The following is a 13497-nucleotide window of genomic DNA, read 5'->3' as shown; positions in this document are numbered from 1 at the left end:
GGCCAGGGCAGTCCAGCTCAATAGAGCTTGAGCATCGCGTCCATGTGGACGCGCAGCCGGACTTCATGCGGCGCGAGGCTGGCCGAGATCGCCTGCGCCGGCAAGCGCGTGTCGCGCAGCACCGGCACGGTCAGCGGCGAGCCGCTGCGGCCGATCAGCGCCGCCACCAGCGGTTCGCTCGCGCTGTGCCCGCGCTTGAGCACCATGCCCTCCTCGCCATTGGCCAGCCGGACCAGCGAGCCCGGCGGATAGAGGCCGATCGCCTTGATCAGCGCGGCGCCCGCCTCGTCGGGCTGCTGCAGCTCGTCCAGGTAGACCGCCCGCGCGGCCTGCGCCGCCGACAGCGCCCGGCGGTTGCGTCGCGGGCTCAATCGCGCGCCATAGACGTCGATGCGGCGCAGCAGGCGCGCCATCAGCTCCCCGTCCGCGCGGCCGGCCAGCGGGCCCGGCCCGGCGTCGTGATGCAGGCGGACCGCGGCCAGCCAGCCCTCGTCGTCGACCCCGATCCCTTGCAGCGTGGCCGCCGCGCGGTCGCCATGGCCGGCCAGCTGCTCGCGCTGCGCCTGGGCCAGCGCCTCGGGCCGCAGCGCATGCTGGTCCTGCTGGGCGGCGCTGTCCAGGTTCATCGTCAGCGCCGCCAGGCCCAGCGTGCGCCGGCGGCCCTCGCTCCAGCCGAGCTGGCGGGTCGTCATCTCCGCCAGCACCAGCGACAGCAGCGCATGCCGCGCGCTGTACTGCAGCGGCTCCTGGCCCGCGTCGTGCACCAGCATCGCCAGCGAGGCATCGGGCTGCTGCGTCAGACGCGACAGCACCGTGTCCAGCAGCTGCGCCAGGCGCAGGAGGAAGTCCGGCCGATGCGGATCGCGCAGCACCTGCTGCGCATGCCATTGCAGGTCGGCCCAGATGGCGGTGTGCGCCGGCCCCGTCGCCGTCGGCAGTGGCATGGGGCGCGTGGGCTTGTACTCGGCCTTGGCATTGGCCAGCGCGGACAGCGAGGCCCCCTGCAGCATCATCGTGTCGAGCTTGTGGGCGAGGGCGCGCTGGTACTCCCGCGTCTCGTGCGCCTGGACCCAGGGCCCGCGCGCCAGCAGCTCGCGCACCTGCGGCGTGTCGGGCAGCGGATGCCCGGCCGCGAACAGCAGGTGCCCCGCCGCGTCGCGCAGCGAGAACGTCAGCACCTGTCCCACGCGCAGGCTGTTTGAAGGAAGTTGGACCAGATCCACGTGGCCTTCCCGGCGACCGGACGTCGCCTCCTCGTTGTTGTCGTTGTCGGATGTCGCCGTGCCTGCGCCGGTTCCCTCCACCGCGGCACGCTGCGGGCGAGCATAGGTCCGCGCGAGGCTTCGGCAGGCATTCCGGCACGAACAAAGCAGGGCCGGACCGGTAGAATGCACGCCGTTTCCGCTGCCAGCAATGCCGCATTCGCGGCATCGGGGCGGCGGTGGTTTCCGAGGAGCGTTGCGACAGGTCCCGTCATCCGGGCGCCCGCCAGGCTCGGAACGGCGCGGTCGGACCCCGGGACCCCGCTGAACAACGACGCTCACCGTCCCGCCCCGCGCGGGGTTGCGGTGAGTTGCGCGGCCCCGTCTCGATCCAGCTTCCTCCAGCCTCGAAGAGCGCCGCCGCCATGTCCGCCCTCCCTCCCGCTTCCGACGCTTCCGACGCCAGCACCGCTCCGGGCCGCGCCGCCGTCCCCCCGATGAAGCTCTCCGGCCTGGAGCCGGTGGCCATCGGCGCCGGCACGCTGTTCGTCAACGTCGGCGAACGCACCAACGTCACCGGCTCCAAGGCCTTCGCGCGGATGATCCTGAATGGCGATTTCGAGCAGGCGCTGAGCGTCGCCCGCCAGCAGGTCGAGAACGGCGCCCAGGTCATCGACATCAACATGGACGAGGCCATGCTCGACAGCAAGGCCGCGATGGTGCGCTTCCTCAACCTGATCGCCTCCGAGCCCGAGATCGCGCGCGTGCCGATCATGATCGACTCGTCCAAGTGGGAGGTGATCGAGGCCGGGCTCAAGTGCATCCAGGGCAAGGGCATCGTCAACTCGATCTCGCTGAAGGAGGGCGAGACCGAGTTCCGCCGCCAGGCCAAGCTGATCCGCCGCTATGGCGCGGCCACCGTGGTGATGGCCTTCGACGAGACCGGCCAGGCCGATACCTACGAACGCAAGATCCAGATCTGCGAGCGCGCCTACCGGCTGCTGGTCGACGAGATCGGCTTCCCGCCCGAGGACATCATCTTCGACCCCAACATCTTCGCGATCGCCACCGGCATCGAGGAGCACAACAACTACGCGGTCGACTTCATCGAGGCCACGCGCTGGATCAAGGCGAACCTGCCCGGAGCGAAGGTCAGCGGCGGCGTGTCCAACGTGTCCTTCAGCTTCCGCGGCAACGAGCCGGTGCGCGAGGCCATCCACACGGTCTTCCTGTACCACGCGATCCAGGCGGGGATGGACATGGGCATCGTCAACGCCGGCATGGTCGGCGTCTACGACGAGATCCCCGCCGACCTGCGCGAGCGCGTCGAGGACGTGGTGCTGAACCGCCGCGAGGACGCGACCGAGCGGCTGCTCGAGGTGGCCGAGTCGGTCAAGGGCGCGGCCAAGGACGACAGCGCCAAGCTGGCCTGGCGCGCGGGCGACGTCGACGCGCGGCTGTCGCATGCGCTGATCCACGGCATCACCGATTTCATCGTCGAGGACACCGAGGAAGCCTGGCAGGGCATCCGCGCCAAGGGCGGCCGGCCGCTGCACGTGATCGAGGGCCCGCTGATGGCCGGCATGAATGTGGTCGGCGACCTGTTCGGCGCGGGCAAGATGTTCCTGCCGCAGGTGGTCAAGAGCGCGCGGGTGATGAAGTCCGCGGTGGCCCACCTGGTGCCCTACATCGAGGAGGAGAAGCGCCAGCTCGCCGCCGCCGGCGCCGACGTCCGGTCCAAGGGCAAGATCGTTATTGCCACGGTGAAGGGCGACGTGCACGACATCGGCAAGAACATCGTCACCGTGGTCCTGCAGTGCAACAACTTCGAGGTCGTGAACATGGGCGTGATGGTCCCGTGCCAGGACATCCTCGCCAAGGCCAAGGTCGAAGGCGCCGACATCATCGGGCTCTCCGGCCTGATCACGCCCAGCCTGGAGGAGATGCAGCACGTCGCCGCGGAGATGCAGCGCGACGACTACTTCCGCGTGAAGAAGATCCCGCTGCTGATTGGCGGCGCCACGACCAGCCGCGTGCACACGGCGGTCAAGATCTCGCCGCATTACGAAGGGCCGGTGGTCTACGTGCCCGACGCGTCGCGCTCGGTGGGCGTGTGCTCGGACCTGCTGTCCGATGAACGCGCCACGCGCTTCATCGACGAGCTGAAGTCCGATTACGAGAAGGTCCGCGAGCTGCACGCCAACAAGAAGCAGACGCCGCTGGTGACGCTGGCGCAGGCGCGTGCGAACAAGCAGCGCGCCGACTTCACGACCTACACCCCGCCGGCGCCGCGCTTCATCGGCCGGCGCCAGTTCCGCAACTACGACCTGGCCGAACTGGCGCAGTGCATCGACTGGGGCCCGTTCTTCCAGACCTGGGACCTGGCCGGGCCGTTCCCGGCCATCCTCAAGGACGAGGTCGTCGGCACCGAGGCCCAGCGCGTCTTCAGCGACGGCAAGCGCATGCTGCAGCGCCTGATCGAAGGTCGCTGGCTGACGGCCAATGGCGTGGTGGGCCTGTACCCGGCCGCGCAGGTCAACGACGACGACATCGAGATCTACAGCGACGAGTCGCGCTCGGAGGTGCTGATGACCTGGCGCGGGCTGCGCATGCAGTCCGAGCGGCCGGTGGTGGACGGCGTGCGCCGGCCCAACCGGGCGCTGGCGGACTTCATCGCGGCCAAGGGCACGGTGCCGGACTACATCGGGCTGTTCGCGGTCACCGCCGGCCTGGGCGTGGACAAGAAGGAACAGCAGTTCATCGACGACCTGGACGACTACTCCGCGATCATGCTCAAGGCGCTGGCCGACCGGCTGGCCGAGGCCTTCGCCGAGCGGCTGCACCAGCGCGTGCGGATGGACTTCTGGGGTTACGCGGCCGACGAGGCGCTCACCAATGAGCAGTTGATCGCCGAGGCCTACCGGGGCATCCGTCCCGCGCCGGGCTATCCGGCCTGCCCGGACCACCTGGTCAAGCGGGACATGTTCCGCGTGCTGCAGGCCGAGGACATCGGCATGGCGCTGACCGAAGGCATGGCGATGACGCCCGCAGCCAGCGTCAGCGGCTTCTACCTCGCGCATCCGGAGGCGACCTATTTCAATGTGGGCCGCATCGGCGACGACCAGGTGGCGGACTGGGCGGCCCGCATGGCGCTGGAGCCGCAGGACGCGCAGCGGGCGCTCGCGCCGCTGCTGGGCTGACGCGCCGGAGCAACGAAAACCGTAGGACGCGGCCTTGTCCTACAGGCCGCGTTTCACCAATTTACAAACGGAACAAGAACCGGGCCCCGCGACTTGTAACAGCGTGGCATTCTTCGCTCGTCCCCCGAGGTAGGTGAAAACCATAAGAGGTGAATCATGGCGTTGAATACCAATCAAAAGATCGCGGCGGGTGCAGTTGGGGCCACCGTGCTGGTCGTGGCAGCGTTCTTCGCGGGGCGGCACCAGTCGGCGCCGTCGATGCCGGACACGCCGGTCGCGGCGGCCGAGCAGCAAGGCAACATCGTCGATCGCAACGGCGCCAATGCCGCCGACGAGGCGCGCGCCGCGCGCCGCTCGGGCGACCAGGCAGTGCAGCAGCACGCGTCCAATGAACCCCGCCGCGGCTCGCAGTCGCGCGACGGCGGCTCGACCGGCTACGCGGACAACAACGGCAGCGCCGGCCAGGCCGAATCCCGCCTGTGCGCGTCCTGCGCGACGGTCCTGTCGGTGCGCACCGAGGCCCGTGAAGGCCAGGGCACCGGCATCGGCATGGTGGGCGGCGCGGTGGTCGGCGGCCTGCTGGGCAGCGCGGTCGGCGGCGGCACCGGCAAGAAGATCGCCACGGTGGGTGGCGCGGTGGCGGGCGGCTACGCCGGCAACGAGATCGAGAAGCGCCAGCGCAGCACCACCGTCTGGGTGGTGAAGATGCGCAACGCCGACCAGAGCAACCGCACGATGACCTTCAGCCATGACCCGGGCGTGCAGAGCGGCGACGTCGTGCGCGTCAGCGACGGCCAGCTGATCCGCCAGTAAGCCGGATCCCTGGTCGCGAGGGCCGCCCGGCGCGGCCGCGAACCCCCGAAGCGCCGGCATCGTCCGGCGCTTCTGCGTTCTGGGGCGGCGCGGGGCGCCGGCCCGACCACGCCGGGCCTCATTCCTCACGCCCCGGCAGCGCGCGTCGCCACTGGATCGCTTCCGCGACGTGCGCCGGCGCAACGATGTCCTCGGCCGCCAGATCGGCGATGGTGCGCGCGATCCGCAGCACGCGATGGAAGCTGCGCCCCGACCACGCCAGCCGCGCCGACGCGCGATGCAGCATCGCCTCGGCGTCGGGCGCCATCCGCAGGTGCTCATCCAGTTGACCCGCAGCCAACCGGCCGTTCACGCAACCCTGCCTGGCTTCGGCGCGCCGGCGGGCCGCTGCGACGCGCGCGGCGACGGTGGCGCTGGGCTCGCCGTCCGGTGCGGCCGAGAGCACCGCGGCCGGCAGCACCGGCACCTCCACCGTCAGGTCGATGCGGTCGAGCAGTGGCCCGGAGAGCCGGTTCTGATAACGCGTGACCTGGTCCGGTGAGCAGCGGCAGGCCTTGGTCGGATTGCCGAGATGGCCGCACGGGCAGGGGTTCATCGCGGCGATGAGCTGGAAGCGCGCCGGGAAATCCGCCTGATGCGCGGAGCGGGAGATATGGACGCGTCCGGTCTCGAGCGGCTCGCGCAGCGCTTCGAGCGACAGCCGCTGGAACTCCGGGAGTTCATCCAGAAACAGCACGCCATGCTGGGCCAGCGTGATCTCGCCGGGGCGCGGCGGCGAGCCACCGCCGATCAGCGCCGCGGCGGACGCGCTGTGATGGGGCGACCTGAAAGCGCGCTGCGCCCATAGCGATGGCCGGAACTGGCCGTTGGCGCTCAGCAGCGCGGCGGACTCCAGGGCCTCGGATTCCGACAAGGGCGGCAGCAGCGTCGGCAGGCGCTGGGCCAGCATCGACTTGCCGGTGCCCGGCGGCCCGACCAGCAACACGCTCAGTCCGCCCGCCGCGGCGATCTCGAGGGCGCGTTTCGGCCCCGCCTGTCCCTTGATGTCACGCAGGTCGAGCGGCGTGTCGACCACCGGCGGCGGATCGCGCTGCACGCGCGGCAAGGGCGCATCGCTGCGCGGCTGCAGCGCGTTGACGAGGTCCAGCAGATGGGCGGCCTCGCGCACCACCAGGCCCTGTACCAATGCCGCCTCCTCGGCGCAGCCCCGCGGCAGGATCAATTCGCGATCGAGCTTGGCGGCGCGCAGCGCGAGCGCCATCGCCAGCGCGCCCTTCACCGGCCGCAGCTCACCGGACAGACCGAGCTCGCCGGCGCATTCGAGGTGGGACAGCAGCTCGGCGTCGATCTGGCCGCTGGCAGCGAGCAACCCCAGCGCGATCGGCAGGTCGAAGCGCGCGCCTTCCTTGGGCAGATCGGCCGGCGACAGGTTCACGGTGATGCGCTTGTTCGCTGGGAACTCGAGCCCGCTGCTCTGCAGCGCGGCGCGCACGCGCTCGCGGGACTCCTTGACCTCCAGGTCCGCGAGGCCGACCAGCGTGAAGCTCGGCAACCCATTGGCCAGATGGACTTCCACCTCGACCGCCGCGGCCGACAGACCGTCCAGCGCGCGGCTGTGGATGATCGCGAGGGACATCGCCATGGCTGCGGGCGCCCCCCTCAGCATTCGAGCCGACGACACCGGACCCTGCTGCGCGGGCCCTTCGCGCAGTCGCCTGGCCTTGCCGCCGCGCCTCCCGGTCGCGCACGCGACCGCTCCATCGGCCAAGCCGGCTGCGCTTCCAGCATCTGCATCCCTTCGCACCCACTCGGGTCATGAAGCCGGCAGTGTCCTCACCGATGGATTTCACGCCTAGCACCCTGTTGGGGCGTTTCGAGGGTTAACCACTCCCCCTGTCGCGCCTGTTTTTGGTGCGCATTGACGCTTGACGGGGCGGTATCGGCAACCGTTCGTCGCGGCATGAGCCGGATTGGGGCTCTTTCGGGGGAGGACCGCCGCTTGGCACAAAAGCTGCAAAGCCTCGTCCGGAAGCAGTCGCCCCGAGTCGCCCAACAATCAGGAGCCCCCGCGCATGAAGCCCTTCGCCGCCGCCGCCCGCGCCGCCGCCCTTGCGGTCACCGTCGTCGCCACCGCCCTCCCGGCGCTGGCGCAAGAGGCCAACCCGCTGTCCTTCAACGTCAGCGTCACCTCCGACTACCGCTATCGCGGCATCTCGCAGACCCGCCTGAAGCCCGCGCTGCAAGGCGGCGTCGACTACGCGCATTCGAGCGGCTTCTACGTCGGCGCCTGGGCCTCGACGATCAAGTGGATCTCGGACGGCGGCGGCGATGCCGATGTCGAGATCGACACCTACGCCGGCTACAAGACCGAGGTCGGCGGCGGCGTCACCGTCGACGTGGGCTTCCTGCGCTACAACTATCCGGGCAACGACCTGCCGGTCAGCGCCAACACGAATGAGCTGTACGGCGCCGTCTCCTTCGGACCCGCGACGCTGAAGTACTCGCACTCGATCAGCAACCTGTTCGGCTTCGCGGACTCCAAGAACAGCAGCTACCTCGACCTCAGCGCCACCTTCGACATCGGCGGCGGCTTCTCGCTGACGCCGCACATCGGCCACCAGAAGGTCAAGAACAACAGCGACTTCAGCTACACCGACTACTCGCTCACCGTGAACAAGGACTGGTCCGGCTTCACCTTCGGCGCCGGTTTCGTCGCCACCAACACCGACAACTACATCGGCGGCAAGGGCAAGGACCTGGGCAAGAACGGTGTGGTCGTGTCCGTCAAGAAGGTCTTCTGAATCTGAACCAGGAGGGCGCGGGCGGATGGCCGCGCCGCCCTCCGCGCCGCGCATCGAGGAGAAAACGTCATGAAACTGATCACCGCCGTCATCAAGCCCTTCAAGCTGGATGAAGTGCGCGAAGCCCTGAGCGCCATCGGCGTGCAGGGGCTGACCGTCACCGAAGTCAAGGGCTTCGGCCGCCAGAAGGGCCACACCGAGCTGTATCGCGGCGCCGAATACGTCGTCGACTTCCTGCCCAAGGTCAAGATCGAGGCGGCCGTCGCCGACGGCGTCGTCGAGCAGGTCATCGAGGCCATCGAGAACGCCGCCCGCACCGGCAAGATCGGTGACGGCAAGATCTTCGTCTCCCCGCTGGATCAGGTGATCCGCATCCGCACGGGCGAGACCGGCCAGGACGCGCTGTAAGCGCGCCGGCCGAGCGCTGAAACGTCGCGGCCGCCCCCGGGTGGCCGCTCCGCAGTCCGTTGCAGTCCCGCGCCGCGCGCCGCCCGGCCCGTCGCGTCCGCCGATCCCCAAGATCCAACGAAGAGAGTCCCGATCATGAAGAAACTACTCGCCTGCCTGGCCCTGGCCGCGGCAGCCTTCACCGGCCTGGCCCCCGCGGCCATGGCGCAGGACGCGGCCTCCGCGCCCGCCGTCACCGCCAGCGACACGGCGGCGCCGGTCGCCCCCGCGGCGGCGCCCGCCGCCTCCGCCCCCGCGGAAGCCGCCTCGGCCGCCGCCGCTCCGGCGCCGGTCCCCAACAAGGGCGACACCACCTGGATGATGGTCTCCACCCTGCTGGTGATCCTGATGACCGTCCCCGGCCTCGCGCTGTTCTACGGCGGTCTGGTCCGCAGCAAGAACATGCTGTCGGTGCTGATGCAGGTAATGGTGACCTTCTCGCTGATCCTGGTGCTGTGGGCCCTGTACGGCTACAGCCTGGCGTTCACCGAGGGCAACAAGTTCGTCGGCGGCTTCGACCGGCTCTTCATGAAGGGCATCTGGGACAACGCTGCAGGCACCTTCGCCAATGCCGCGACCTTCAGCAAGGGCGTCGTGATCCCCGAGATCGTCTTCGCCGCCTTCCAGGCCACCTTCGCCGGCATCACCTGCTGCCTGATCGTCGGCGCCTTCGCCGAGCGCATCAAGTTCAGCGCCGTGCTGCTGTTCATGGTCCTGTGGTTCACCTTCAGCTATGCGCCGATCGCGCACATGGTCTGGTTCTGGATGGGCCCGGACGCCTACACCTCGGCCGCTGTCACCGAAGAGATGACCAGCAAGGCCGGCCTGATCTGGCAGTGGGGCGCGCTGGACTTCGCCGGCGGCACCGTGGTGCACATCAACGCCGCCGTGGCCGGCATCGTCGGCGCCTTCATGGTCGGCAAGCGCATCGGCTACGGCAAGGAAGCCTTCACGCCGCACAGCCTGACGCTGACGATGGTCGGTGCCTCGCTGCTGTGGGTGGGCTGGTTCGGCTTCAACGCCGGCTCCGCCCTGGAAGCCAACGGCTTCGCCGCGCTGGCCTTCATCAACACCCTGTTCGCCACCGCCGCCGCGGTGCTGGCATGGTGCGTCGGTGAAGCGCTGCTCAAGGGCAAGGCCTCGATGCTGGGTGCCGCCTCGGGCGCCGTGGCCGGCCTGGTCGCCATCACCCCGGCCGCCGGCAACGTCGGCATCGGCGGCGCGCTGGTCATCGGCCTGATCGCCGGCTTCGCCTGCCTGTGGGGCGTGTCCGGCCTGAAGAAGCTGCTGGGCGCGGACGACTCGCTGGACGTGTTCGGCGTGCACGGCGTGGGCGGTATCGTCGGCGCGCTGCTGACCGGCGTCTTCAACTCGCCCAGCCTGGGCGGCCCGTCGTTCGTCGGCGACTGGGTGACCGCGAGCGCGGTGACCGCGGACGCCTACTCGATCGGCTCGCAGGTGCTGGCGCAGCTCAAGGCGGTCGTGCTGACCATCGTGTGGTCGGGCGTGGTGTCGGTGATCGCGTTCAAGATCGTCGACCTGGTGATCGGCCTGCGCGTCTCCGAAGAGGAAGAGCGCGAGGGCCTGGACATCAGCTCCCACGGCGAGACCGCGTACCACAAGTGATCTCCTGATCCGCTGATCCTGCAATGGCTGAGGCCGCCCTTCGGGGCGGCCTTCTTCATTGCGGCTGCCCATAATCCGCGGCCATGAACCTCCGCTTTGTCGAAGCCTTCCACTGGGCCGCCTCGCTGCGCAGCGTCACCCGTGCGGCGGAGAAGCTGCACATCACGCAGTCCGCGCTGTCCAGCCGCATCGCCTCGCTGGAAGAGGAACTCGGCGTCGTGCTGCTGGACCGCCGCGACAAGCAGTTCCGGCTCACCGTCGCGGGCCAGCGCTTCCAGACGCTGGCGCAGCGCCTGCTGGAGGTGCAGCGCCAGGTGAAGGAGGAGATGGGCGGCACCGGCGGCGGCGCCGGCCGGCCGGTGGTGCTGCGCATCGGCGCGATCGAATCGGTGGTGCACAGCTGGCTGACCGGCTGGCTGCAGGAGATGCGGGCGGCGAATCCGGACTTCGAGCTGGAGCTGACGGTGGAGACCTCGCCGGTGCTGGTGGACCAGGTGCGGCGCGGCGCGCAGGACCTGGTGTTCGCGGCGATCCCGGCCGCCGATGCCGGCGGCGTGCGCACGCGGGCGATGGCGCCGATGCCGATGGGCTTCGTCGGCCGCGCCGACCTGCACACGAAGCGGCGTTACGGGCTCTCCGACCTCGCCGGTCACGACCTGCTGACTTTCCAGCGCGGCTCCCAGCCGCACCAGGCGCTGCTGCAGATGTTCCAGGAGTCGGGCCTGCCGCTGCCCCGCGTGCATGCGATCTCGTCGATCTCGGCGATGGTCCAGCTGGTGGAGGGTGGCTTCGGCATCGCGACGCTGCCGGTGGCGGTGGCGGAGCAGCTGGCGAAGCGGCTCTCGCTGCGCGTGCTGCGCAGCGATGCCGAGCTGGTGCCGCTGCCGCTGCACGCGAGCTACCGCGAGGATCCCAGCTCGCAGCTCACCGAGTCGGTGCTCGACTCCGCGCTCGACTACGTCGCGCGCCAGCGTCCGTCCGGGAAACCCCGCATGGCATCGACCCCCGCGCGGCGCTAAGCGGAATCGCTACTTGCGTCATCGAAAAAATCGATGAGGCGACGCGCAAAATTTCCATTGGATCGAGCGGGTGGGCGACTCCCACAATGCGTCGCATCGCCCGACAGCCTTCGCGATCCCGCCATGAACCAGCCGACCGCCCGCCTCGATCCCGTCGCCGATCTTCCCTCCGCTGATCTTCCCGTCCTGGACGCCGCGTCCAGCGCGCTCGAGGTGCGCCTCGCCGCGCGCCATGGCGGCTTCAGCGGCCACACCAGCGGACTGGCCAGCGACCACGTGCAGGCCAACCTGGCGATCCTGCCGGCGGACCTGGCCGAGGACTTCCGCCGCTATTGCGCGCTGAACCCGCAAGCCTGCCCGCTGCTCGGCGTGAGCGAGCCCGGAAGCCCGTTCCTGGCGGCGCTGGGCGCCGACCTCGACCTGCGCACCGACTTGCCGCGCTACCGTGTCTGGCGGGACGGCGAGCTGATCGATGAACCGGTCGATGTCACGCGCTGGTGGCGCGAGGACCTGGTCGCCTTCGCCATCGGCTGCTCGTTCTCCTTCGAGCATGCTCTGCTGGCCGAGGGCATCCCGCTGCGGCACGTCGAGCAGGGCCGCAATGTCGCGATGTACCGCACCAGCATCGAGACGGCGCCCGCTGGCGTCTTCCGCGGGCCGACGGTGGTCTCGATGCGGCCGCTGACGGCCGCCGACGCGATCCGCGCGGTGCAGATCACCTCGCGCCTGCCGCAGGTGCACGGCGCGCCGCTGCACCTGGGCGATCCCGCGCGCATCGGCATCCGCGACCTCGCGACGCCGGACTACGGCGACGCCGTCGATGTGCGCGACGGCGAGCTGCCGGTGTTCTGGGCCTGCGGCGTCACGCCGCAGTCGGCGATCGCCACGGCCCGTCCGCCGTTCTGCATCACCCATGCGCCGGGGCACATGCTGGTCACCGATCTCCTGAATCGCGCGTTGCTCGCGGCCTGAGTTCCCGCCGCGATCCGCCCGTCTCCGCAGTACCGTCCCGGCCGCCGCCCGCCCCGCGCGCGAGGCGACGGCCGTCTCCGTCCCCCGCCGGCGCGCGTCGCCGGCATCGAAGAAAGACGACACCATGTGGCTCCGAGACACCACGCCCCCCGAGCGGCGCACGCTGACCGCGACCTTCGCCGGCTATGCCGTCGACGGCTTCGACTACATGATCTACACCTTCCTCATCCCGACGCTGATCGCGGCCTGGGGCATGAGCAAGGGCCAGGCCGGCGCGATCGCCACCGGTGCGCTGCTGACCTCGGCCGTCGGCGGCTGGGCGGCGGGCGTCCTGGCCGACCGCTTCGGCCGGGTGCGCGTGCTGCAGTGGACGGTGCTGTGGTTCGCGCTGTTCACCTTCCTCAGCGGCTTCACCACCTCCTTCGAGCAGCTGTTCTTCACCCGCGCGATGCAGGGCTTCGGCATGGGCGGCGAGTGGGCGGTGGGCTCGGTGCTGATCGCCGAGACGATCAACGCCAAGCACCGCGGCAAGGCCGCCGGCCTGGTGCAGAGCAGCTGGGCGATCGGCTGGGCGGCCTCGGCGCTGGCGTTCTGGGGGCTGTACTCGGTGCTGCCGCCGGAGACCGCCTGGAAGGTGCTGTTCTGGATCGGCATCCTGCCGGCGCTGCTGATCCTCTACATCCGCCGCAACCTGGACGAACCGCCGGTCTACCTGGCCGAGCAGGCGCGTGCCAAGGCGCGCGGGCAACGCGCCAACTTCCTGCGCATCTTCTCTCCCGAGCTGCTGCGCAACACGGTGCTGGCCAGCCTGCTGGCCACCGGCATGCAGGGCGCGTACTACTCGGTGACCACCTGGCTGCCGACCTTCCTCAAGACCGAGCGGCAGCTCTCGGTGCTGGGCACCAGCGGCTACCTGCTGGTGCTGATCGCCGGCTCCTTCGCCGGTTACCTGACCAGCGCCTGGCTCTGCGATGCCATCGGAAGACGCCGCTGCTTCATGCTGTTCGCGCTGATGGGCGGCGTGCTGGTGCTGGCCTACACCCAGATGCCGATCACCGACGCGGCGATGCTGGTGCTCGGTTTCCCGCTGGGTTTCTTCCTGTCCGGGATCTTCTCCGGCATGGGCGCCTTCCTGGCCGAGCTCTTCCCCAGCGACGTGCGCGGCTCCGGCCAGGGCTTTTGCTACAACATCGGGCGGGCGCTCGGCGCCGCGTGCCCGGCGCTGATCGGCCACTTCAGCACCCAGTACCCGCTGGGGCAGACGCTGGGCTGGATGGCGGCGCTGTGCTACGGGCTGGTGATCCTGGCGGCGCTGGCGCTGCCGGAAACCCGCGGCCGCGAGCTGGCGCCGGCCGCCGCCTGAGCGGCCCGAACCCTTCGAATCACGGGCGCCCGGCGCTGGATGCCGGGTGCTGGA

At 70.1% G+C, this 13497-nt stretch carries 10 protein-coding genes and 1 riboswitch; of the genes, 8 read left to right on the top strand and 2 right to left on the bottom strand.

Features of this window, described 5'->3' with window-relative positions:
* Positions 1-17: 17 nt before the first annotated feature.
* The gene (locus FHT38_RS21210; protein WP_183493126.1) at positions 18-1223 is read right to left on the bottom strand and encodes an HD-GYP domain-containing protein; all 1206 of its coding nucleotides are present in this window, start codon (positions 1221-1223) and stop codon (positions 18-20) included.
* Positions 1224-1444: 221 nt separating this feature from the next.
* Positions 1445-1549: riboswitch (S-adenosyl-L-homocysteine riboswitch) on the top strand.
* A 150-nt stretch (positions 1550-1699) separates the two neighbouring features.
* On the opposite strand from FHT38_RS21210, the gene metH reads away from it, so the two are divergent.
* The gene (metH, locus tag FHT38_RS21205) at positions 1700-4402 is read left to right on the top strand and encodes a methionine synthase (protein ID WP_183493624.1); all 2703 of its coding nucleotides are present in this window, start codon (positions 1700-1702) and stop codon (positions 4400-4402) included.
* 162 nt (positions 4403-4564) lie between these two features.
* A complete protein-coding gene (locus FHT38_RS21200) occupies positions 4565-5215 on the top strand; it encodes a glycine zipper 2TM domain-containing protein (protein WP_183483256.1) in 651 nt (216 codons plus the stop codon).
* 118 nt (positions 5216-5333) lie between these two features.
* On the opposite strand, the gene FHT38_RS21195 is transcribed toward FHT38_RS21200, so the two are convergent.
* A complete protein-coding gene (locus FHT38_RS21195; RefSeq protein WP_183493125.1) occupies positions 5334-6851 on the bottom strand; it encodes a YifB family Mg chelatase-like AAA ATPase in 1518 nt (505 codons plus the stop codon).
* A 436-nt stretch (positions 6852-7287) separates the two neighbouring features.
* Here FHT38_RS21195 and FHT38_RS21190 point away from each other — a divergent pair, with 436 nt between their 5' ends.
* From FHT38_RS21190 to FHT38_RS21165, 6 genes are all read left to right on the top strand, one after another.
* Entirely contained in the window at positions 7288-8016 is a 729-nt protein-coding gene (locus tag FHT38_RS21190) for a TorF family putative porin (protein WP_091728554.1), read from the top strand.
* 69 nt (positions 8017-8085) lie between these two features.
* Positions 8086-8424 carry a P-II family nitrogen regulator gene (glnK, locus tag FHT38_RS21185; protein WP_067066343.1) on the top strand — a complete coding sequence of 113 codons (339 nt, stop codon included), beginning with the start codon at positions 8086-8088 and terminating at the stop codon, positions 8422-8424.
* A 135-nt stretch (positions 8425-8559) separates the two neighbouring features.
* Positions 8560-10089, top strand: a complete 1530-nt coding sequence (gene amt / locus FHT38_RS21180; protein WP_183493124.1) for an ammonium transporter — start codon at positions 8560-8562, stop codon at positions 10087-10089.
* Between the two features lie 83 nt (positions 10090-10172).
* Complete coding sequence (locus FHT38_RS21175; protein WP_183493123.1) at positions 10173-11108, top strand: LysR family transcriptional regulator; 936 nt, start codon at positions 10173-10175, stop codon at positions 11106-11108.
* A 123-nt stretch (positions 11109-11231) separates the two neighbouring features.
* Positions 11232-12080: a putative hydro-lyase gene (locus FHT38_RS21170; RefSeq protein WP_183493122.1), complete on the top strand. Its 849-nt coding sequence runs from the start codon at positions 11232-11234 to the stop codon at positions 12078-12080.
* 124 nt (positions 12081-12204) lie between these two features.
* A complete protein-coding gene (locus tag FHT38_RS21165) occupies positions 12205-13443 on the top strand; it encodes an MFS transporter (protein WP_183493121.1) in 1239 nt (412 codons plus the stop codon).
* Positions 13444-13497: the final 54 nt, after the last annotated feature.

The sequence above is a fragment of the Mitsuaria sp. BK041 genome, from assembly GCF_014193085.1.
In the GTDB taxonomy this organism is placed as follows: domain Bacteria; phylum Pseudomonadota; class Gammaproteobacteria; order Burkholderiales; family Burkholderiaceae_C; genus Roseateles.
This window is presented reverse-complemented; position numbering and strand designations above follow the sequence as displayed.

Excerpts from the sequence above, each read along its gene's own strand:
- FHT38_RS21190 (WP_091728554.1), top strand. The coding sequence starts at position 7,288 with ATGAAGCCCTTCGCCGCCGCCGCCCGCGCCGCCGCCCTTGCGGTCACC.
- FHT38_RS21175 (WP_183493123.1), top strand. The coding sequence starts at position 10,173 with ATGAACCTCCGCTTTGTCGAAGCCTTCCACTGGGCCGCCTCGCTGCGC.
- metH (WP_183493624.1), top strand. The coding sequence starts at position 1,700 with ATGAAGCTCTCCGGCCTGGAGCCGGTGGCCATCGGCGCCGGCACGCTG.
- amt (WP_183493124.1), top strand. The coding sequence starts at position 8,560 with ATGAAGAAACTACTCGCCTGCCTGGCCCTGGCCGCGGCAGCCTTCACC.
- FHT38_RS21195 (WP_183493125.1), bottom strand. The coding sequence starts at position 6,851 with ATGTCCCTCGCGATCATCCACAGCCGCGCGCTGGACGGTCTGTCGGCC.
- FHT38_RS21170 (WP_183493122.1), top strand. The coding sequence starts at position 11,232 with ATGAACCAGCCGACCGCCCGCCTCGATCCCGTCGCCGATCTTCCCTCC.
- FHT38_RS21165 (WP_183493121.1), top strand. The coding sequence starts at position 12,205 with ATGTGGCTCCGAGACACCACGCCCCCCGAGCGGCGCACGCTGACCGCG.
- glnK (WP_067066343.1), top strand. The coding sequence starts at position 8,086 with ATGAAACTGATCACCGCCGTCATCAAGCCCTTCAAGCTGGATGAAGTG.